Source organism: uncultured Campylobacter sp. (genome assembly GCF_937959485.1).
Lineage (GTDB): Bacteria > Campylobacterota > Campylobacteria > Campylobacterales > Campylobacteraceae > Campylobacter_B.
In genome coordinates this window covers 39,177-57,737 of record NZ_CALGPY010000012.1, presented here as the reverse complement: position 1 = coordinate 57,737, position 18,561 = coordinate 39,177, and the positions used below count along the sequence as shown (strand labels likewise).

Genomic DNA, 18,561 nt, shown 5'->3' with positions numbered 1-18,561 from the left:
CCTTTGCGCTGCAGGCAAAATAAACGACACGCTCTGTGGAATTAAAATTTAGAATTTGAAATTCCGCGCCTAGAAATTGTGGAATTTCAAAATCCTGTTAGCTGCATTCGCGGCTAAGTTTTAAAATTTCTTAGCAATGGAATTTCAAAATTTCACGCCGCGCCGCTAGGTAAAGCCATGCCTGTAAATTTCAAAATTTCAAGGCGCAAATTTTTATGCTCTGTTTCGCCAGATGCGCCGCGCTAGATGGTTCGCAGTAAAAATTTGAAGAAATAATATTAGTGCCGCGCGAATAAAATTCTAAAGCAAAATAAAGCTTATCCGCACTTCGCGCAGAATTACTCCAGCCCTAAAAACGCGCCGTTTTCAAATCCGAAATAGATCCTCTCGCCCGCGCTCCAGCGCCGCTTATCCTGTGCCGTGACGCATTTTAGTAGCACGTCGCCCGCCTTGATCTTGATGAGCAGCGAGGAGCCGTACTGAAGCGAAACCGAGTGCAAAATCCCCGCAAAGCAGCGCTCAAACGGGCTTTGGGATAATAAAATTTTACTCGGATTTATCGCGATTTTGCGGGCGCGTGCGAGCTCCTCTTCAAGGCGCAGCGAAATTTCATCCGAAAATTTTAAAACTCCGTTTTGCACGTCAAAGATATTTTTGTATTCAAACTCGCATATCTTGCCGCGATGCAGAAATACGCTTCTTTGCGCGATTGCGCTGAGCCATTTCTCATCGTGGCTGGCGATGATAAAGCCGCAGCCGTAGCGACTCCGCATAAATAAAATCGCGCGCGCAAAGAGCTTGGAGGCGGCAAGATCGAGGCTGTTGGTCGGCTCGTCGAGCAGATAGAGCTTCGCGCGCTGCGCCAGAGCAAGCGCAAACGCGATGCGCTGCGTCTGCCCCGAGCTAAGCTCGAAATGCTTCTTTGATAAAAAACTTCTATCAAGCCCCGTTAGGCCGAGCGCTTCATCCACTCGCTCGTCAAATTCCGCAAGCGCACCGCGGCTTTTGAGCGCAAATTTAAAATTTTGCTCCACGCTGCGTTTTAAAAGCACGGGCTCGGGCAGCAGTAGGCAGATCTGCCGCAACGTCTGCAAAGAGGGCGTCTGCTGCCCCCAAAGCTCCACGCTGCCGCCGTTCGGACGCTGCAAAAAAGCCAAAATCCGCAGCAGCGTGGATTTGCCGCTGCCGTTGGAGCCCAAAAGCGCCGTGATGCCGCTCGTATTTAGATCGAGGCTGGGGATATTTAAAATTTCGCTCCGTCCGTAGCGCAGCACCAGATCTCGTACCGAGATCAGCTCGCTATTGGGTACAGATCGCGCGGCGGCGGAATTCTTATCCGTAAATTTCTCGCTCTTGGAATTCTCACCCGTGGAATTTGCACTAATGGAATTCTCGGTCGGAGAATTTTTACTCGTAGAATTTTCTGAAGTAAAATTTTTACTCGTAGAATTCTCGCCTGCAGAATTTACGTCTGTGGAATTTTTGCTCATAAAATTTTCGCGCTCCCGCTCCGCCCGGTTTTTGTCCGCGAAATTCTTGCTCGGACGCGTTTGCTTATCTGCATTCATCGATCTAGTCTTTTTAGCGCGTGGATGGCTAAATTTACCGCAAACGCTATTAAAATCAGCACCAGCGCGAGCGCTATACCCATCGCAAACTCGCCCTTGTTGGTCTCAAGTGAGATCGCCGTGGTGATCGTGCGAGTGAAATATTTGATATTGCCGCCGATCATCATCGCTACGCCTACCTCGGCGACTATCCGCCCGTAAGCGGTGGCGATGACGACCAGCAGGGCGTAGCGCAGCTCGTAAAGCACGCAAAGAATTAAATTTAGCGGGCTTAGGCGGTAGTTCATAATGTTTAGATAGTGCTTCTTATCCATATTTTCGATGACGCTGGCGCTTAGCGAGACGATGATGGGAAGCGCCAGCACAAACTGCCCGAGCATTACGGCCTTGAGCGTAAAAAGCAACCCCAGCTCGCCAAAAGGGCCGTTTCTGGAGATGAAAGCGTAAAGGATCAGTCCTATCGCCACCGTGGGCATCGCAAGCGCTACGTCGCTTAAAAGCCTAAGCGTTCTGCGAGCGCGAAATTCGTAAAATCCGAGGATAAATCCTATCGGAAAGCCGATTAAAATCGCAAAAAATATCGAGATGCTCGAAGTATAAAGCGTCGCTTTAATCGCCGAAAATGTCTCCGCGTCGCCGCTAAAAAGCAGTCCGAATGCGCTTAAAATTCCTTCTAAAATAAAGTCCAAGATTGTGTCCTAAATGTTCTATTCTGGCAAATTTATATGCTATAATAGCATATTTTTTAAAGGAGATAACATGAAAAAAATATTTTTTGTTTCGCTCGCTCTTAGTGCGAGCCTTTTTGCCGCCGATAACGATTTGGTGATGGCAACTACAACGAGCACCGATAATACGGGCTTGCTAGACGCTATCTATCCTGCGTATAAGGCGGAAACCGGCGTCGATGTCAAATGGACGGCGGTAGGTACGGGTGCTGCTTTAAAGCTTGGCGAAAACTGCGATGCGGACATACTTTTCGTGCATTCGCCGAAGGTCGAGAAAGAATTTGTAGAAAAAGGCTTCGGCGTTGATCGCACGCCCGTTATGTATAATGATTTTATCCTCATCGCCGATAAATCCATCGCGCCTAAATTTAAAGGCAAGGACCTTAAAGGTTCATTCGAGCTAATCAAGGCGGAGAAGATTAAATTTTTCTCTCGCGGCGACAAATCTGGCACCGATAACAAAGAGAAAGGAATTTGGAAAAAGGTCGATGGCGCCGTGCCTGAAAACGAGGCGTGGTATAACCAAACCGGTCAAGGTATGATCGCCACGATCAACGCAGCCGCCGAGCAAAAGGGCGTGACCTTCACCGATCGCGGCACCTACATCAAATACGAGGATAATAAAAAGGGAAATCCGGATATGGTCATCATCAACGAAGGCGATAACGATCTGAAGAATTTTTACTCCGTAATCGCGGTCAATCCGAAGCACTGCCCAAAAGCCGACTACGAAAACGCGCAGCGCTTCATCAAATGGATCACTAGCGAGAAGGGGCAGAAGTTCGTAGGCGATTTCAAGCTGCTAAATAAGCCGCTTTTCACTCCTGATGCGAATACTCGCAAGAATTAGCTCTAGCTAAATAAGGCTAAATTTAAAGCCCAAAGGCGAAGCGCCGTCTTTGGGCTTTTGCTTTTTCATAAATCAATCCGCGTGCCTTTAAATTTAGCTCTTTTGCTTCTAAATTTAGCGGGCGTTTTTTACCGCGTCTTTTTACGATACATTTTTTACTTTCTCGCCATACGTTTAAATTTATCGCAGCTTCGTTTGTCTGTAATAGGCTTAAAATTTCAGCTATATTTGGGATCAGTGGGGATAAATTTCAGTCGCGTTCGGATATGTTTTAATGTCTAGCGATATTTATACAGCGCAAAATTTAGTAGTATTTATGTGTGACTCTAAATTTTAGTTTGTTGGGAATTTAATTTGAAGTTGCGGTTAAGCTCGGGCGTATGAAAAACGCCCGAGCGTGTGAAGCTATGAAATTTTATGCCCGGTTACAAAGCCTGCTTTGTCACGCGCTGATAAAATTGCCTTTCAAGCTCTAGCAAAACTACCGAGCGCGCGGCTATAAAATTTCACTTTGCGTTAGCGAGCTATTCGACTTCGGCGTCGATGACGTCGTCGTCTTTTTTGCCGCCGTTTGAGCTGGAGCTTTGCGATCCGCCCTGATTTGCGCTGGCAGCCTTGTATAGATCCTCGGCGACCTTGCTTAGGGCTTCTACTTTAGAGTTTATCGCTTCCTTGCTCGCGTTTTTATCCTTTAGCACGGCTTTTAGATCATTTAGCGCGCCCTCGATCTTAGCGCGTAGATCGCCCGGCACCTTCTCGCCCATCTCGCTTAGGCTCTTTTCGGTTTGATGTGCGATGCTATCGGCTTGGTTGCGCGCTTCGACGGTCTCTTTGCGCTTGTTGTCTTCCTCTTTGTGAAGCTCGGCATCCTTGACCATCTTATCGATCTCGGCGTCGCTTAAGCCGCTTGAGCCAGTGATGCGGATGTCGGTTGCTTTACCGGTGGCTTTGTCTTTTGCCGAAACGGTTAAAATTCCGTTCGCATCGATGTTAAATTCCACCTCGATCTGCGGTACGCCGCGAGGAGCTGGCATGATGCCTTCAAGATTGAAATTTCCTAGCGATTTGTTGTCCTTCGCGAACTCGCGCTCGCCCTGCAAGACGTTGATCGTAACGGCGCTTTGATTATCCTCTGCTGTCGAGAAGGTTTGAGATTTTTTCGTAGGTATCGTAGTTCCCTTTTCGATGATCTTGGTCATAACGCCGCCCAGGGTTTCGATGCCGAGGCTTAGCGGAGTCACGTCGAGTAGTAGCACATCTTTTACGTCGCCTTTGATGACCGCGCCTTGGATTGCAGCGCCGATCGCTACGACTTCATCAGGGTTTACGCTCTTATTTAGCTCCTTGCCGAAAGCCTTTTTGACCTCCTCTTGCACGAGTGGCACGCGCGTCGAGCCGCCAACCATGACGACCTCTTTTATGTCGTTCATGCTAAGACCCGCATCGCTTACTACCTTTTTGAGAGTGCTTATGGTCTCATCTACCAAAGAATCGATCATACTTTCAAATTTAGCTCTAGTGATGGTTTTCATCAGGTGTTTAGGACCTGTGGCATCAGCGGTAATGAAAGGTAAATTTACCGTAGTTTCCATCGCGCTGCTTAGCTCTTTTTTGGCGTTTTCCGCAGCCTCTTTTAGACGCTGCATAGCCATGACATCGCCACGCAAGTCGATGCCTGTTTCAGATTGAAATTCCGAGGTTAAAAAGTCGATCAGCTTGTTATCGAAATCATCGCCGCCCAAAAATGCATTACCGCCGGTAGCTAAAACTTCTACGACGCTATCGCCGGTTTCTAGCACGGTTACGTCGAATGTACCGCCGCCCAGATCGTAAACGACGATCTTTTCGGATTCTTTTTTATCCAGTCCATACGCAAGCGCTGCTGCGGTAGGTTCATTGATGATACGAAGCACGTTTAAGCCTGCGATTGTTCCTGCTTCTTTCGTCGCCTTTCTTTGGCTGTCGTTGAAATACGCAGGCACGGTGATGACCGCATCGACAACCGGCTCGCCCAGAAACGCCTCAGCATCCTCTTTTAGCTTGATTAGCACCTTGGCTGAAATTTCTTGCGGCGTATAAACCTTGCCCGCGATCTCTACCGCGCACGCGCCATTTCGGTCGATAATCTTATACGGTAGGCGCTTTTTGGCCTCCTGCGCATTTTTTTCATTCATCATAAGACCCATGATGCGCTTGATCGAGTAGATCGTCTTTTCCGGGTTAGTGACTGCTTGGCGCTTGGCGCTGTCGCCTACTAAAACCTCGCCTTTGTCGGTGAAAGCGACTACCGACGGAGTGGTGTTTTTACCCTCTTTATTCGGTATGATCTTGCTCTCGCCACGCTCGAATATGCTTACGCACGAGTTTGTTGTTCCTAGGTCGATGCCTATGACTTTTGCCATTTTTTATCCTTTGTATTGAATTTAAAATTTTAAAATTTGAGCGATTATTTCGCCACTACTACCATAGCAGCGCGTAAAACGCGCTGCTTATACATATAGCCTTTTTGATATACTTGAACGATATCGCCCGAGTTTGCACCCTCCGCCTCGATCATCGAGATCGCGTTATGCACGCTAGGATCAAATCCCGCATCCGTCGCTATCGGAACGATACCGTATTTTTCAAAAGTCTTTGTAAAAAGGCTTAGACATTGTTTTACGCCTACTTCAATTTTATCTGCAAGCTCATTACCTTCCACATCAATTTTGGCGGCCTCCTCAAGCGCATCGATTATCGGCAGCAGATCCTTAGCAAAGCTCTCGCTAGCGTAAGCAACAGCGCTATCTTTTTCTTTTTCCAAACGTTTTTTGAGATTTTCAAAATCCGCATTGGCGCGGTAAAATTTATCAGTGATCTCACTCAGCTCGTTTTGAAGCTTTTGTATCTGCGCGTCAGTATCGTCGCATGTCTGCGCCTCTTGTGGCTCGCTCGCCTCTGACGCGCACTGCTTGCAAACCTCTTTTTCTTCACTATCGCACGCTGCATTTTTATCGCCGTGCTCTTTAAATTTATGGCTCATGCTACTCCTTTAGCGTAGTTAAAAAATTTCTCGTAATTCTCGTAAACGCTGCCTGCGCAGATCATCGTAGCGTCCTCGCCTTCGAATTTTACGGGGCGTTTGATCCCCATAAATCCGTGCTCGAAGTAGGGCGCGAAGATCAAATTTTTAGTAAAATTTACGGCGATCGAGGGGTTGAGTAAAATTTTAAACCGCTCGTCTTTGAAAATTTTATATGCTACGACCTCGTTACAAAGAAATTCGATTTTAGAATTTTTTAGCTCTTTAATTTTGGTGCTAAGCTCGCGCAGACCGATCTGTATCGAAGCTAGCTCCAAATCTCCGAGTGAAATTCCTATTAAATTTGATAGGAATTTAAAAACTCTAAAATCGTATTTTAAGATAATCTCGTCCGTTCTAAATGTAAGGATTATGAAACGATCATCATGATTGATGACCTCGCTTAGGGCTTCGTTTTCGGCGTTGAAAATCATACAGTAAATTTCAAAATCCTCAAGCACCGCTTCTAGCTCGCGAGCATCGTCTATTTTTAACTCATCGTCGAAGCTAAGTCTAGCGCGCCAGTAATCCTGCATCGTCGCAACCGTCGGAATTCTACCACCACTTACATGAAGCTGCGTCAAAGCCCCCTCGTCGCTTAAGCGCTTAAAATAAATTCGAATGCTAGACGCGGACATCGCTACGCCCATACGCTCACCCAGCTCTGAAGATCCGATCGGGGTATTGCTATCGAGATAGGCGGAAATGATGGATTCCAGGATCATATCACGTTTATTCGTTTTCACTTTTAGCACTCTTTCGGTAAGATTGCCAGTATTATACAACATTGAGTGGTAGGATGTCAAGGTTTTTATATAAATTTTATAAAATTTTAGCAATCGGGTCCTGAGTTTGCTAAATTTTAACTATGATTTTTTGAGCTGAGTGGAATTCTTGGAATTCTTGGAATTCTTGGAATTCTTGGAATTCTTGGAATTCTTGGAATTTATCGCGGTGCCGTCGCGGTAAATTTTATCGTATTTTTTGTATCTGTAAACACAAATTTTATCGCATAGCTGATTTAGAGTTTCGTCGTATACGCTAGATTAAATTCTATTTTGCAAAAATAGCGAATTGGCAGTGTAGCCGTAAATTTCGTGCTTACCAGCTAAAATTTTGTCATTTGCTGAAAATGTGAAGTTAAATGCCAAAAAACGCAAAATTCCCGCATAAATGGCGCGCAAGCTAGACAAAAGTGCTAGGCAAGTAAGCGGTACAAGAATTCGCAAAGCTCAAAATTTCACTAGCTGGCGCAAATTTAAATATACTTTAACGAATAGAAGTGTAAAATACGCCTCAAATTTCAACGATCAAGGGTTTTTATGCTAAAAGACATCTTCCTTTTCGGCGGTTTAATTTCTTACGACCACACTTTTATCTACCTTTTTTACTTCTTTTTGGTCGTCGCTATCATCGTAGCCGTCGCGCTTTGCTCCACTCGCTCGCTTCAGCTTGTGCCCCACGGCATGCAAAACATCGCCGAAGCCTACCTAAGCGGCGTACTAACGATCGGTAAGGATGCGATGGGCAGCGAGGAACAAGCCAAAAAATATCTTCCGCTAATCGCAACATTGGGATTTGTGATATTTTTTAGTAACGTTATCGGCTTGGTGCCGGGCTTTGAGTCGCCGAGCGCGAGTCTAAATTTAACCCTTTCGCTTACGCTTTGCGTTTGGTTGTATTACCATTTTGAGGGTGTTCGCGAGCACGGCGTGATCAACTACCTAAAGCACTTTATGGGCCCGGTGAAAATCCTAGCGCCGTTTATGTTCGTCATAGAGATCGTCTCGCATTTTTCGCGCGTCGTATCGCTTTCTTTCCGACTTTTCGGAAACATCAAAGGCGACGATACCTTCCTGCTCGTTATGCTTACTCTCGCTCCTGCGCTAGTGCCGATGGTGCCGTTTGCGCTGCTTACTTTTATGGCGATTTTGCAGACTTTTATTTTCATGGTTTTAAGCTACGTTTATCTAGCGGGCGCCGTGATCGTCGATGAGCATTAACTTTAAGCGAAATTTCTTATACTTCCTCGTGGGTGCGTCGTTCGGATTGATTTTCGTCGGCGCATTCGTCTTTTTTGCCTATCCGTCATTTTATTTTTTGGGGTTAAAATTCCTCTTCATCTGCACCGCTCCAGGCGTGATATGCGTAATCATCACCTGCTTGATGGTTGATGTTTTCGATCTGAAAGAAAAGCTCCTTAGCGGCGGCGAGTAGAATCTATCCGATTAAATTTTAAAATTTAGCCACGCCGTGTGCCGCTACAAGCGAGTATTAAAGCAAAAAATTGTAAAATTACGCGAAATTTTTATTCTAAAAGGTTAAGTTTATGTTTGAAACTGTGATCGGCCTGGAGGTACACTGCCAGCTAAATACCAAAACAAAAATTTTCTGCTCCTGCCCCACGAGCTTCGGCGATGAGGCGAATTCGCACGTATGCCCGACCTGCTTGGCGCTTCCGGGCGCTCTTCCTGTGCTAAACGAGGAAGCGGTTAAAAAAGCTATCAGCTTCGGCACCGCCGTCAATGCGACGATCAATCGCAAGTCGGTATTCGACCGCAAAAACTACTTCTATCCCGACCTCCCCAAGGCGTATCAAATTTCGCAGTGGACGATCCCGATCGTCGAGCACGGCGAGCTTTTTATAGCCTCGGACGGACAGAGCAAGCGCATCGGTATCACGCGTGCGCACCTAGAGGAGGACGCGGGCAAGAATAACCACGAAAGCTCGCGCAGCCTAGTCGATCTAAACCGCGCCGGCACGCCGCTTTTGGAGATCGTAAGCGAGCCTGATATGCGCTCTGCCGATGAAGCGGTCGCGTATCTAAAAAAACTCCACAGCATTTTGCGCTTTTTAAATATTAGCGACGCAAATATGCAGGAAGGCTCGTTTCGCTGCGACGTAAATGTCAGCATCCGTCCGCAAGGCGAGCAAAAGCTCTACACGCGCGTTGAGATTAAAAATTTAAACTCCTTTAAATTTATCCAAAAAGCGATCGAGTTTGAGATCGAGCGTCAGATCGAAGCGTGGCAGGACGGCAAATATGAGCAAGAGGTCGTGCAAGAAACCCGCCTTTTCGACACTGCTAAGTTTATCACCAAGCCGATGCGCAGCAAAGAAGACAGCGCCGAGTACCGCTACTTCCCCGATCCGGACCTGCTAACCGTGATCGTAGATGACGAGATGCTGGCTGCTGCGCAGCAGATCCCCGAGCTACCCGATCAGAAAAAAGCACGCTACGTCCGCGAGCTGGGCGTTAAAGAGAAGGATGCCGAGATCATAATCTCGACCTACGAAAACGCGCGATTTTTCGAGGATCTGATCGCGGCGGGGCACGAGCCGAAACTCTGCGTCAGCTGGCTTACCGTCGAGCTTGCGGGCAGGCTCAAAAACGGCGTTACGATCGAGGATTCGCCCGTAGGTAGCGCGAAGATGAACGAGCTTTTAGGCGCGATCGAAGGCGGCGCAGTGTCGCAAAAGGCCGCCAAAGAGGTGCTTGATTATCTAATGGAGCACGACGAGGCCGTAAGCTCGGTCATCGACAAGCTAGGCTTGAGGCAGGTAAGCGACGACGGCGCAATTTTGGAGATCATAGCGCGCGTGATGAGCGCAAACGAGGACAAAGTCGCAGACTATCGCGGCGGCAAGGACAAGCTATTCGGCTTCTTCGTAGGCCAAGTGATGAAAGAGGGCAAGGGCGCGTTTAACCCCGCGAAGGTGAACGAGCTTCTTAAACAGAAGCTAGGCTGATTTCGCAGCTTGCGCGGCGGCAAACGGCGAATTAAAAGCGGCGCGATGTATGCGATAGATGAAGCCTCTGGGATAAAATTTTAAATCCGCCCGTAGCGTTTTGCTTCGAGCTAAAGCTTTCAGGCGCCAATGACGAGGGCTTTTGTGTGTTATAATTTCATTCGGTGCGATCTCGGCGGCTACCCGCTCTCCTCGCGCACGTTTTGTTCTTTTGAGCTCGTTTTTTCTCGTGCGGGTCGTTTGCGTCGAGTGTCGGTCTGCGACGGAGGGGTTTAAGAAACGCGTCCGTTAGGAATTTTACTCACGGTTACCGTCAAAGCGCGGTAAAGCTTGTAGGGAATGCGTAAAATTGCTTTGCTTGCGAGAGCGAGAACGGAAGCTCGGGGTGCGCGGATAGGATCGAATACGTAGGGTCGAATTTGAGCGGCGAGTCGATGTGCAGGCTAAATTTAATCAATCGCTGCGTCGGATACGCGTGCCCCAAACCTTGCGCCAAACGATAACGTGGTGAGCGAGACCGCAAGATCATCTAGGCTCAAAGCACGCCTTGATAGATTTAAGCGGATTTAAAAGCGCGATTTGCGATCGGGCGTCTGAGTAAAATTTTTAAAAATTTGATTTGCTTCGGCGATGCACGAGTGAAATTTAAAACGTATAATGAAGTTTCAAAATTCTCATTCGTTCACTGCCGCGCCTTTTGTGAAAGTGTTTTTTGACGGAAGAGCAAAAACTTAAAAGTATGAAATTTTAGTAAGGTAAATTTTAAAAAAAGCGAAGTTCTGGCTGAGTAAATTTCAAAAGTGCAGAATTTTAACGAGACGAAATTTTGACGAGATGAAATTTCGAAAAGTGAATTTTAAAGCGTAGCTTCGGCTAGCGTTTGTGCAGGCTCATGTCGGCGCTTTTGGGCTAAATTTTCAAAGAGCGGGAATTTCAAGAGAATGAAATTTGAAAAACCGCAAATTTGCGAATAAATTTTTAAAAAGGAACATAATGAAAATCGCGGTTATAGGCGCTGGCAAATGGGGTAGCGCGCTTTTTGACGCGCTTAGTGCGAAAAACGAATGCGTCATCACTTCGCGCACGCCAAGGCAAATTCCGCATTTTGTAAGCGTGAGCGAGGCATTGGAGTGCGAAGCGCTCGTTTTCGCGCTCGCAGCGCAGCAAACCGCGCAGTGGCTGGATCAAAATTTCACCTACAAAAATCAAAAAATTCTAGTCGCTTCTAAGGGCATCGACGCGGCAAGCGGCAGGTTTTTGAACGAAATTTTTGAAGCGTATGTCGCGCGCGGCAATCTCGCTTATCTATCAGGTCCGTCGTTTGCCACCGAAGTTATGCAGAAGCTGCCTTGTGCGCTCGTCGTAAGCTCGTGTAACGAAAATCTAGCCGAACTTTTCGCAAGCGTCTTCCCTGCCTACATCAAGACCTATACGAGTGGCGATATCATCGGCGCAGAGGTATGCGGCGCGTATAAAAATGTCATCGCCATAGCTAGCGGTGTTTGCGATGGACTTGAGCTCGGAAATAACGCTAGAGCGAGCTTGATCGCGCGCGGCATCGTAGAGATCGCGCGCTTCGGCAAGTTTTTCGGCGCGCGAGACGAGACTTTTTTGGGCTTAAGCGGTGTGGGCGATCTGTTTTTGACCGCCTCGAGCGCACTATCGCGAAACTATCGCGTGGGACTAGGGCTTGCGCGCGGCAAAGGGCTCGAAGAAATTCTGCGCGAGTTGGGCGAGGTCGCCGAGGGTGTGGCTACAACCGAAGCGGTCGTAAATATCGCGACAAAGCACAAGATCTACGCTCCGATCGCTACCGAGGTCGCGCAAATTCTGCGTGGCAAGGACGTAAGAGCGAGTCTAAAAGACCTGCTTCGCAAAAAATGAGCCGTACGACGGAATTCTCTCGCTAAATTTTAGTGGTAAATTCGGTCTGTATAGTTTTGATTTATCCGCTATGTTTGTGAAATTTAGTTGCTGGTTTGCGGATTTTGGTCGTTGTTTGTTTGGATCTGCTTACGCGGCTTTGCCCGATAATTTTATGGGCTTGATTTTCGCCTTGCGGCTTCGCGCATCTGATACGACGCAAAATCGCAGCAAAATGGCGCTTGTATATGATGTGGCGTAGCGGCTTTGATTTGAAATTTAGCTTTAAGCTTGAGCGCGAAATTTTAAAGCGAGGTCGTAAAATTTTAAAACATTTAAGATGGATCGCAGGTAGTTTAGAAGCGCTATTGCTTCGTTTTGCTTGCAGCCGCCGATGGTCGGCAGTGGAGGGTGGAGCGGACTGCCCGTCTGCGACTGGGTAGGTCAAAATTTTTGATGTGTCAGATTTAAAAATTAAGGCGTGGTATTTTTTCTTTAGACGAGGCGGAAATGAGCCGAATAAAGGAGCGCAATCGTGGGCTTTGGATGGAATTCGCGGTAAAATAAGGCGGAAAGGCATAAATTTTGAAAATATTCAAGACAGATGATATGTAGTTTCGATAAATTTTTAGTGCTTGCAAAGGAGCGGACTATTCGTCCGCGACTGCGGCGAGTTAAAATTTTACAGAATGTCGGTGTATTATAAATTTTAATACAGGAGCCAAGGCGAAGTATTTTGTAGAAACATTTTGCTTCGCAAAAACGCTATGCTTGTTTTGAGATGATTTTTGGGGTTGCGCAGCGAAAATTTTGCGTAGGCTAGACGGAGTAGTCTGCCGAGCAAAATTTTAGCAAACTCCGCAAAAAGCGCTCAAAAGACAAGCCGCAAAGATAAAAGAGGAAAAAATGGAAAAATACGAAGGCTACAATCTCAGGTTCAAAGACGCTCTCGTCGGCGTGCAGTTTTTATTCGTCGCGTTTGGCGCGCTCGTGCTGGTGCCGATCTTAACGGGGCTTGATACGTCCGTGGCGCTGTTTACAGCGGGCATCGGCACGCTGCTGTTTCAGCTCATCACGCGTAAACACGTCCCGCCGATCTTTCTCGCGTCCAGTTTCGCGTTCATCGCGCCGCTAAGCTTCGGCGTGAAAGAGTGGGGCGTCGCCGCAACGATGAGCGGGGTTATCGCGGCGGGGCTTTTTTACGTAGTTTTGAGCCTGCTCATTAGGCTCAAAGGCGATGGATTTTTGCACAAAATTTTACCGCCCGTAGTCGTCGGTCCCGTCATCATGACGATCGGTCTCATCCTCTCGCCAGCAGCCGTAAATATGGTCATGGGCAAGGGCAAAGAGGCGCTCTATACGCAGGGACAGTCGCTTACTATCGCGCTCATCTCGCTCTCGGCGGTTATCGTTGTGATGATGTTTGGTCGCGGCATGCTGCGCCTTGTGCCGATACTTTGCGGCATCGCGGCGGGATACTGCGCGTCGCTGTTTGTCGGGATCGTGGATTTTACGCCGATTTTAACTGCGCCGTGGTTTACGCTGCCAAATTTCACCGCACCGGTTTTTAAGCTCGAAGCCGTGATCTACATGGTGCCTATCGCGATTGCGCCCGCGATCGAGCACATCGGCGATATGCTTGCTATCAGCAACGTCACGAAGGAAAATTTCCTCAAAAACCCGGGGCTTAAAAGCACGCTACTTGGCGACGGACTCGCGACGTCGCTGGCAGGCTGCTTCGGCGGGCCGCCAAACACTACCTACTCCGAGGTCACGGGCGCGGTCAGCATCACGAAGGCCTACAATCCCGCCATCATGACCTTTGCCGCGCTTACAGCGATACTGCTAGCTTTTGTGGGTAAGCTCGGCGCCGCGCTCTCCACGATCCCCGCTCCCGTCATCGGCGGCATTATGTTGTTGCTTTTCGGTATCATCGCTAGCGTGGGCATGGAAACGCTCATAAAAAACAGCGTGGATCTGGCCGAGCCGCGCAATATGATCATCGTCGCGCTCATCTTCGTCTGCGCGATCGGCGGCATGGTGCTGGATTTTGGCGCGATGAGTTTTAGCGGAGTGGGACTCGGCGCGCTCATCGGAATTACGTTAAATTTGGTGCTACCTAAGACCAAGCATTTTGACGGCTACTAAGTAAAATTTGCGCGGAGATTGCGTCGTTTCGCGCGGTTGCGGGTAAATTTGAGCTTGGACTTTGCCGTCAAATTTACCCGCAGTTTTCGCCATCAAATTTACCACGCCCTAAATTTTAAAATTTCCCCCGCAAACGCTTTCAAATTTCAAACGTTTTAAACTAGCAAGATATATAATTGCCTTATGAAAAAGACGAATAATTTAAGCAAATTTGATAAAAAGGCGCTAAGGCTGCTATTTGCGGTACTTTTCGTGCCGCTCTTCGTCTCGCTCGTTTTTATCTATGAGTTATCGGTGTATGATAGCTCGCGCGAGCTGCCCGCGGACGCACAAAAGATCGGCGGCAGCGATTATTACAACATCAGCGGCAAAATTTATCTACGCTCTTGGAACCTCGCTCCTTACGAGCTGGAGGGCGGCGCGGACGCGGCGAGTTTTCGCGCGCTTGATACCGGCAGATACTCCTACGCAAACGTCGGTATGGATGCTAGTAGCGTATTTTGCGGCGCTCGCAAGATGTCGGGGCTGGATCCCGCTCGCACGCAAAAGATCGGCTCTCGCTACTACAGCGACGGACGCGTGAGCTACTTTTGCTCGGACGTCACGCAGCGCACGGGCGGCGCTATAAGCTATATTTATAAAGTATTTTTCCATGCGTTCGGGCTCTCCAAATGGCCGCAGGAGTACAACTACCCATACGCTAGACTTGATACTAGCGCGCCTATCTCGCCGCTGACCGAGAGCCCTTACGTCGCCACGGACGGCGAGCGGGTATTTTACGAGGGTGAAATTTTAGCGGGTGCGGATGCAAAAAATCTAAAACAGATAAGGCTAAAAACCGTATACGAAGACGGCCCAGGCTCGCCCGCGCACTTTCGCCCGGTCGATCGGTGGCTAAGCGACGGACGCAGCGTCTATGCGGACGGCGAGAGGCTAAATTTAACGCCTAGCGAGCAGATGTATCTCGTGGAGCCAAACGCCGGTATAGAGTTTCTTTACGATCCGAAGGCGGGCGCAGTGCTTATGAACGGCGAGAGATTTGACCCCGCAAACGAGCCCTATACGCCGCTAAATTTTCAGAGCGGACATCAAGAATACATGCTGTTTGCGAGCAAAAACGGCATATTTTATCTAAGCAAGGATAAAATTTTAAATCGCCCGCGCGGCAGCGGCATTGAGGGTCGGCTCAAGGACGCTCTTTGGTACATTTATTATAAATTTGGCGGAGACGCTAGCAGGCTAAGCGCGCTAAAAAGGGCGGGCGACAATCCGTTTAAAGGCGCCGTGCGGCAGATCTCGGAAAGGCTGTTTAAGGACGACGCGGGATTTTATTATCTAAATTTCTACTCGCATAGCGTTTATGTCACGGGTCGCAGCGGCAGGCATCTGGATAAGCGGACGAATTTCATCGATCTGCGAAAGATCACGCTAGACGTGCATGATGATGAGGTGATGGCGCAGATCGCGGACGAGGCGGCGCGAAATCCAGAGATGTCGCAGCCGGTCTTTACCGCGCAGGACGTGGAGTATGAAAACGGCGCGGCCTTTTATATGTATTGCCTCGCGGCGGTTTTATTGCTCGGAGCTTGGATTTACAGCTACCTTAGAAAACGCAGCTTGCGACGCGGCTAAATTTGGCGGTGCGACGGAAGGTAAATTTAGAGCAAAACAAAAATACCGATGTCGTGTTATCCAGCGCACCCTTGGCTACAGAAGGTAAATTTAAGAGTAAGACGACGACGCGGCGGAGCAGTAAATTTAAGATAGTATTGCGGTTATCGGTACGGCAATGCGGCAAAATTTATGGGCGCTGTGATTGTGGGTACGGTAGCGTGGCGGCGGGATGCGATTGAACGTGTGTAAAAGTTTGCCGGTGCCGAATTGCCGGTTTATCAGCGCGTAGTAAGCTAGCTAGATAGTGCGAGGCGGAATGACAGCGCGGCAAAACGGCAACGACTTTTGCGCCGTTAAATCGCGCTATCAATTTGCGGTTGGAATTTTGCAAATATACCGATAAGGCTTTGGCTGAGATTTGCAAAACACCGCAAATACGGTGTTTTACTTTAAACAGCCTTTGCCGCTTATATAAATTTAAGGAACAGGAATATAAACTTCAATATTCATAGCCTAGAAAAATAGAATTCCTAACGCTGTGTAAATTCTCTCCGCTGGAGTTTGAAACGCATCATTCGCTTATGTATTTCAAAAGAATACAAAGTGTAAATTTCCTCCATTGGAGTTTGAAACTTTTTGACATCTGCAATGTTTCTTTCTATGGCGGGGTGTAAATTTCCTCCACTAGAGTTTGAAACCACGATGAAGAATCGCAAAATGGGAATAGAAATGACATGTAAATTCTCTCCGCTGGAGTTTGAAACAAAACGCTGAAGCGCTTGGGTATAGCCGATCTGCAGTGTAAATCTACTCCGCTGGAGTTTGTGGAACCTACGGACTTAAAACCTTAAGCCCATAAAAATCGAGGTTTTAAGCACTGATGGACTTTACTGTGCCTTGATTTGCGTCCTATTTGATAAATTTAGACTAAAAATACACTATTGACGGCTTCGGCTTGGATCTTAGCGGATTTAAATTTTTGTCGTGCGTCAGGATCAATCATATCGATGTCAAAGCCCGGTTATCTAATGGATTTTTGAATTTGCCGGGCGTTCAAAGAGTAAAAAGAGTAAATTATATCGGCGTTTTGTTCTAGCTCTCGATATAGGTTTTGAGTTTGCGGCCGATTTTTGGGTGCTTTAGCTTTTTGATCGCTGAGCTTTCGATCTGGCGGACGCGCTCGCGAGTGATGTTGAGCTCTTTGCCGATCTCTTCGAGCGTGCGGTCGCTCTCGTCGTCAAGCAGTCCGAATCTCATGCGGATCACCGTGCGCTCGCGATCGTTGAGCTGTTCTAAGATATCGTCGATCTGCTCTTTTAGGTCGGATTTTAAAATTTGCTCGATCGGCGAAACCGAGCTTTTATCCTCGACGAAATCGCCGAATTTACCGTCGTCCTCGTTTCCGATCGGCGCTTCTAGGCTGATCGGCTCCTTTGTGATTTTGATGACCTGCTTTACTTTATCGACGCTAAGGCCTACTTCTTGCGCGATGACGTTGATATCGGGCTCCTTGCCGCCTTCTTGCATATATTTGCGCGTGATTTTATTAATTCGATTTATCGTCTCGATCATATGGATTGGGATGCGGATCGTGCGCGCTTGATCGGCGATGGCGCGGCTGATCGCCTGGCGGATCCACCACGTCGCGTATGTCGAAAATTTATAGCCGCGCTTGTATTCAAATTTATCCACCGCCTTCATAAGCCCGATATTGCCCTCCTGGATGAGGTCTAAAAACGGCAACCCGCGGTTGGTGTAGCGCTTAGCGATAGAGACTACCAGGCGCAGATTGGACTTCGCCATGCGTGCCTTTGCATTGTCGCTGATGCGCTTGCCGCGCTTAATTTGCTCTAAAATTTCTTTCAGCCGCTCGGGCTCGAGGTTGAAGCTTTTTTTGCTAGCTTCTTTTGTCAAAAAGAGCTTTTTTATATCGACATAGGTCGAGACCATCGTAGCTTCCGGCACGCGCGCGATGATGTCGTCTTTGCTAAGCCTCGTGATCTCTTTTAGAATTTTTTTGTGATTTTCGCGCAGTTCGGCGCTAAACATCGGTAGCTTATATTCTAGGCGTTTGAGCTCCTTCTCAAAGCCCTCGTCGCTTTTTAGCGCGGTCTCCATCGATTTTACGATCTCGGTGATGAGCTTGCTCGTAGGCCCCAGATCCATGAGCTTTTCTTTTAAAATTTTCTTTTTAAACGCCAAGTTTAGCTTCGATAAAATTCCCTTGCTCTGCTTAATCGCCTCGGCGTTTTTCTCGGCAAATTTCATCCAGTCCTTTTTGGCTTTTTCAAGAGCCTTGAAGCTTTCGATGACCTTTAGAGCGCGCTTATCGTTCTTTCTAGAGCGCCTTTGCTTCGCCTCGTCCGCACTTTCCTCATCCTCCTCGTCGTCGTAATCCTCCTCCGATAGTTCCTCTTCGTCCTCCTCTTCACCCTCTTCGTCGCTGTCGTCAAAGCTCTTGAAAAGTTCCTTTACGCGGCGCTCGCGGTTGATAAGCGGCTCTTTATAGTCTAAAATAAAGTCTATTAAGTACGGCACCGAGCAAAACGCGTCGATGATGATGTCCTCGCCGAGCTCAATTTTTTTGCTGATCTCGATCTCCTCTTCTTTCGTCAGCAGCGGGATCTGTCCCATTTCGCGCAGATACATCCGCACAGGGCTGTCCGAACGGCTCCACTCCAAAAGCTCGACGTCGCTGGATAGATCAAACTCCTCGTCCCAGCCCTCATCCAGCAGCTTTTTTTGCGTCGCTTCTTTGAGTTTTGCGTCCTCTAAATTTTTGATTTTAGAGATTTCTGCGGCGGAGATCAGCTCGACGTCGAATTTTTTCGTAAGCGCTTCGACCTTCTTAACGGCCGTCGCAGTGGGGGCTTTGTCGAAAAATTTTATCAGTCTTTCGTAGGTGATGTAGCTTTTTTGATTATCGTCGAAAAATTGCTCGATGGGGCTTAAGGCGTCTTTTGGGCTCGCCATAAAAT

At 47.9% G+C, this 18,561-nt stretch carries 14 protein-coding genes; 7 read left to right on the top strand and 7 right to left on the bottom strand.

What is annotated here, in order from left to right; all coding sequences use genetic code 11:
- Positions 1-338: 338 nt before the first annotated feature.
- Both tupC and tupB read right to left on the bottom strand, forming a co-directional pair.
- A complete protein-coding gene (gene tupC, locus Q0380_RS07715; protein ID WP_298962230.1) occupies positions 339-1,568 on the bottom strand; it encodes a tungstate ABC transporter ATP-binding protein TupC in 1,230 nt (409 codons plus the stop codon).
- Positions 1,565-2,257: a tungstate ABC transporter permease TupB gene (tupB, locus tag Q0380_RS07710; RefSeq protein ID WP_298962227.1), complete on the bottom strand. Its 693-nt coding sequence runs from the start codon at positions 2,255-2,257 to the stop codon at positions 1,565-1,567. Before tupB ends, tupC begins: the two co-directional genes overlap by 4 nt.
- 70 nt (positions 2,258-2,327) lie before the next feature.
- On the opposite strand from tupB, the gene tupA reads away from it, so the two are divergent.
- The gene (tupA, locus tag Q0380_RS07705) at positions 2,328-3,146 is read left to right on the top strand and encodes a tungstate ABC transporter substrate-binding protein TupA (protein WP_298962224.1); all 819 of its coding nucleotides are present in this window, start codon (positions 2,328-2,330) and stop codon (positions 3,144-3,146) included.
- A 524-nt stretch (positions 3,147-3,670) separates the two neighbouring features.
- On the opposite strand, the gene dnaK is transcribed toward tupA, so the two are convergent.
- The 3 genes from dnaK to Q0380_RS07690 are packed head-to-tail and all read right to left on the bottom strand — an operon-like array spanning position 3,671 to position 6,953.
- Entirely contained in the window at positions 3,671-5,548 is a 1,878-nt protein-coding gene (gene dnaK / locus Q0380_RS07700) for a molecular chaperone DnaK (RefSeq protein WP_298962221.1), read from the bottom strand.
- 44 nt (positions 5,549-5,592) lie between these two features.
- Positions 5,593-6,168 (bottom strand): nucleotide exchange factor GrpE, encoded by a 576-nt coding sequence (gene grpE, locus Q0380_RS07695; RefSeq protein ID WP_298962218.1) that lies wholly within the window; start codon positions 6,166-6,168, stop codon positions 5,593-5,595.
- Positions 6,165-6,953, bottom strand: coding sequence for an HrcA family transcriptional regulator (locus tag Q0380_RS07690; protein ID WP_298832548.1), 789 nt, complete (start codon positions 6,951-6,953; stop codon positions 6,165-6,167). The genes grpE and Q0380_RS07690 overlap by 4 nt, the downstream gene beginning before the upstream one ends.
- Before the next feature lie 576 nt (positions 6,954-7,529).
- Between Q0380_RS07690 and Q0380_RS07685 the strand changes: the two genes are divergently transcribed.
- The 4 genes from Q0380_RS07685 (at position 7,530) to Q0380_RS07670 (ending at position 11,842) form a co-directional block, all read left to right on the top strand.
- Positions 7,530-8,210: a F0F1 ATP synthase subunit A gene (locus Q0380_RS07685; RefSeq protein ID WP_177387592.1), complete on the top strand. Its 681-nt coding sequence runs from the start codon at positions 7,530-7,532 to the stop codon at positions 8,208-8,210.
- Complete coding sequence (locus Q0380_RS07680; RefSeq protein ID WP_297896069.1) at positions 8,200-8,424, top strand: hypothetical protein; 225 nt, start codon at positions 8,200-8,202, stop codon at positions 8,422-8,424. Before Q0380_RS07685 ends, Q0380_RS07680 begins: the two co-directional genes overlap by 11 nt.
- A gap of 112 nt (positions 8,425-8,536) precedes the next feature.
- Positions 8,537-9,958, top strand: coding sequence for an Asp-tRNA(Asn)/Glu-tRNA(Gln) amidotransferase subunit GatB (gene gatB / locus Q0380_RS07675; protein ID WP_298962213.1), 1,422 nt, complete (start codon positions 8,537-8,539; stop codon positions 9,956-9,958).
- A gap of 990 nt (positions 9,959-10,948) precedes the next feature.
- Positions 10,949-11,842 (top strand): NAD(P)H-dependent glycerol-3-phosphate dehydrogenase, encoded by an 894-nt coding sequence (locus Q0380_RS07670; RefSeq protein WP_298962707.1) that lies wholly within the window; start codon positions 10,949-10,951, stop codon positions 11,840-11,842.
- Between the two features lie 61 nt (positions 11,843-11,903).
- Here Q0380_RS07670 and Q0380_RS07665 read toward each other — a convergent pair whose 3' ends face one another.
- Entirely contained in the window at positions 11,904-12,269 is a 366-nt protein-coding gene (locus Q0380_RS07665) for a hypothetical protein (RefSeq protein WP_298962210.1), read from the bottom strand.
- A 458-nt stretch (positions 12,270-12,727) separates the two neighbouring features.
- On the opposite strand from Q0380_RS07665, the gene Q0380_RS07660 reads away from it, so the two are divergent.
- A complete protein-coding gene (locus tag Q0380_RS07660; protein ID WP_298962207.1) occupies positions 12,728-13,969 on the top strand; it encodes a uracil-xanthine permease family protein in 1,242 nt (413 codons plus the stop codon).
- A 183-nt stretch (positions 13,970-14,152) separates the two neighbouring features.
- Positions 14,153-15,601, top strand: coding sequence for a DKNYY domain-containing protein (locus Q0380_RS07655; RefSeq protein WP_298962204.1), 1,449 nt, complete (start codon positions 14,153-14,155; stop codon positions 15,599-15,601).
- A 1,074-nt stretch (positions 15,602-16,675) separates the two neighbouring features.
- Here the strand turns inward: Q0380_RS07655 and rpoD are convergent.
- Entirely contained in the window at positions 16,676-18,556 is a 1,881-nt protein-coding gene (gene rpoD / locus Q0380_RS07650) for an RNA polymerase sigma factor RpoD (RefSeq protein WP_298962202.1), read from the bottom strand.
- Between the last annotated feature and the right edge of the window lie 5 nt (positions 18,557-18,561).

What these genes read in the sequence shown, in the direction of transcription:
- tupC (WP_298962230.1), bottom strand. Translation starts at nt 1,568, where the DNA reads ATGAATGCAGATAAGCAAACGCGTCCGAGCAAGAATTTCGCGGACAAA.
- tupA (WP_298962224.1), top strand. Translation starts at nt 2,328, where the DNA reads ATGAAAAAAATATTTTTTGTTTCGCTCGCTCTTAGTGCGAGCCTTTTT.
- dnaK (WP_298962221.1), bottom strand. Translation starts at nt 5,548, where the DNA reads ATGGCAAAAGTCATAGGCATCGACCTAGGAACAACAAACTCGTGCGTA.
- grpE (WP_298962218.1), bottom strand. Translation starts at nt 6,168, where the DNA reads ATGAGCCATAAATTTAAAGAGCACGGCGATAAAAATGCAGCGTGCGAT.
- Q0380_RS07685 (WP_177387592.1), top strand. Translation starts at nt 7,530, where the DNA reads ATGCTAAAAGACATCTTCCTTTTCGGCGGTTTAATTTCTTACGACCAC.
- Q0380_RS07680 (WP_297896069.1), top strand. Translation starts at nt 8,200, where the DNA reads ATGAGCATTAACTTTAAGCGAAATTTCTTATACTTCCTCGTGGGTGCG.
- gatB (WP_298962213.1), top strand. Translation starts at nt 8,537, where the DNA reads ATGTTTGAAACTGTGATCGGCCTGGAGGTACACTGCCAGCTAAATACC.
- Q0380_RS07660 (WP_298962207.1), top strand. Translation starts at nt 12,728, where the DNA reads ATGGAAAAATACGAAGGCTACAATCTCAGGTTCAAAGACGCTCTCGTC.
- Q0380_RS07655 (WP_298962204.1), top strand. Translation starts at nt 14,153, where the DNA reads ATGAAAAAGACGAATAATTTAAGCAAATTTGATAAAAAGGCGCTAAGG.
- rpoD (WP_298962202.1), bottom strand. Translation starts at nt 18,556, where the DNA reads ATGGCGAGCCCAAAAGACGCCTTAAGCCCCATCGAGCAATTTTTCGAC.